The sequence below is a fragment of the Planomonospora corallina genome, assembly GCF_042650625.1.
Taxonomy (GTDB): domain Bacteria; phylum Actinomycetota; class Actinomycetes; order Streptosporangiales; family Streptosporangiaceae; genus Planomonospora_B; species Planomonospora_B corallina.
The window spans coordinates 1-1,828 of record NZ_JBHSBM010000065.1 but is presented as its reverse complement, the minus strand read 5'-3'; the positions used below and the strand labels follow the sequence as shown (position 1 = coordinate 1,828).

Sequence of the window (1,828 nt, the reverse complement as noted above, 5' to 3'; positions counted from 1 at the left end):
ACGAGGCCAAACGCGCCGGCCGCAACCGCGTCCACCTCGCCCCCACCCCCACCCCCACCCCCGCCGGCACCGGCACCGGCACCGGCACCGGTCAGGGGACCGCGGCCACCACCACACCCGCAGGCGCCGCGGGCACCGGCGGAACCGACGCCGTGGTCGCCGCCTGACCGCCCCGGGTCCCGTCTCGGCCGTCACGACGAGCTCCTCCGCGCCCTCCCGGCTCCGGAAGAGCTCCCGGGCCCCCTCCTCGCCGAAACCACGGAGGAAAAGGAGTCAACAACTCACTCTCCGTGCCGAATCTGTCGATGAGACCTGCGGCTCCTCCGCCCGGCCCCCGAACAGGGCCAGGACAGGGCCCCGGAACAGCGCATGAGAACGTCCGGGACGTCCGGGGACAGGCCCGAGGACGGGACCTTCCAGACGGATCCCGGCCGTTCCGGCCGGCCGGAACGCAGGTGAAGCCAGAGCGTCGGAGAAAGGCAGTGGGGATGAGTGAGCCGGTGCTGGCCCTGCTCTTCTTGCTGTCGGCGGTCACGGCCGCCGCCGTGGCGGTCATCGGCCGGCGGCGCCGACCGGCGACCCCCGCGGTGGGCGCGCTGGTCGTCCTCGCGGCGGGCATCGCCGTATGGTCCGCGGCGGACTCCCTGCCGTTCATGGACCAGAACCTGATGACCGTCCCGCTGCGGCGGATGGTCAAGTACGTGGGTGTGAGCGCCGTCGCGGCGGGCTTCCACTGCATGACGGTGGCGGCGACCGACCGCACCTGGCGGCTGCCCCGCCGCACGGCCCTGTGGCTGCTGGTCCATCCCGTGCTCGTCGTGACCGCGATCGCCACCGACTCCTGGCACCACCTGTTCTTCCTCTCCTCGGAGTCGGCCACCTGGTACTCCGGCGCCCAGCCCCGGTTCGGCCCGCTGTTCTGGGCGCACACCGCCTACAGCTACGGCCTGATCACCGCCGGTCTCCTGCGCCTGGGCCGGGCCTGGGTGACGGGACCGAGCTCCCAGCACCGCCTCTACCGGTTCCTGCTGTTCGCCGCCGTCCCCCCCTTCGCCCTCAACATCGTCGACGTGGCGGGACAGGGCCAGATCGCCCGGCTGCTGCCGGTCGGGTTCTGCGTCACCGCGGTCCTGTGCTACTGGGCTCTGGTGCGGCTCTCGCTGTACGAGCTGGTGCCGGTGGAGCGCACCCGCGTCTTCGACATGCTCAGCGACATGGTCATGACGGTCGACGCCTCCGGCCGCGTCCTCGACCTCAACCCGGCGGCCGAGCGCATGCTCCGCCAGCTCCGTCCGGCCGCGCCGGCCCGGGTGACCGGGCTCCCGGTCCTCGGCGTCTTCGAGGGCGTCCTGACCCTGGGAGAGGCGGAATCCGGCACCCGGCCGTCCGGCGACGAAGACGAAGACGGGGACGGCGGCTCCCCGGACGCGGTCCGCCCCCTCGGCGGCGTGGTCGGCGCGTTCCGGCAGGTGGTGGGCGCGGACGGGCCGACGTCCGCCGGAACGGATCCGGTGGCGGACCCGGCGGTGCATCCGGCGCTGACGAGTCAGGCCGAGAGCGACTACACGGTGACCGATCCCGAGGGCCGGCGGATCGATCTGAACGTGCGCGTCACCGCCCTGCACGACAACCGCGGCCACACCGTCGGCTGGGCCTTCGTCGGCCGCGACGTCACCGCCCTCAACGACCAGCACCGCGCCCTCCAGCACGCCAACCGGCAACTACGCGACCAGGTCGCCACCATCGAAGCCCTGCGCGCCGACCTCGCCGAACAAGCCGTCCGCGACGCCCTCACCGGCCTGCACAACCGCCGCCACCTCATGGAAGC

General features: G+C 73.2%; 1 protein-coding gene. It reads left to right on the top strand.

Going from position 1 to position 1,828, the window contains the following annotated elements; translation table 11 throughout:
• Window positions 1-488 precede the first annotated feature (488 nt).
• Window positions 489-1,828, top strand: a 1,340-nt coding sequence (locus ACFOWE_RS31645) for a histidine kinase N-terminal 7TM domain-containing protein (protein ID WP_377294370.1), incomplete at its 3' end; no start/stop codon positions are given.